1 protein-coding gene is annotated in these 327 nt (G+C 45.6%); it reads left to right on the top strand.

The window, feature by feature from the left end:
• Positions 1 to 249 (top strand): hypothetical protein (locus tag HMPREF2572_RS03655; RefSeq protein ID WP_148132278.1); only part of this gene is annotated, 249 nt, incomplete at its 5' end.
• Positions 250 to 327: the final 78 nt, after the last annotated feature.

The raw sequence follows: 327 nt of genomic DNA on the forward strand, positions 1-327 counted from the left end.
GTGATGACCCATGTAGTGCCGACAATAGACAAAGACGGGGTGCTGCATCACCCCGTTTTTAACGGCTCTACATGGCAGTATAACGAACAGCAAGTCAAACTGACCTTTCCCGATTGCGACCCGATGGAATATCAGAAGCTGGGAAAAGAGATAGGTCTGATGTGCGTTTCAATCGTCGCCACGGTATTTGTCGTCAACCTAATCTACAAATTCATATTATCCACGAGAGAAAAGAGTAATGAAGAATGATACCCGAAGCAATGTTCATCATCGGAATACTGCCTTATGCCTTGCTCTGTCTGCTGCTTTATTCGCTGCTCCTGTAAG

The organism is Neisseria sp. HMSC064E01 (assembly GCF_001808875.1).
Classification (GTDB): Bacteria; Pseudomonadota; Gammaproteobacteria; order Burkholderiales; family Neisseriaceae; genus Neisseria; species Neisseria sicca_A.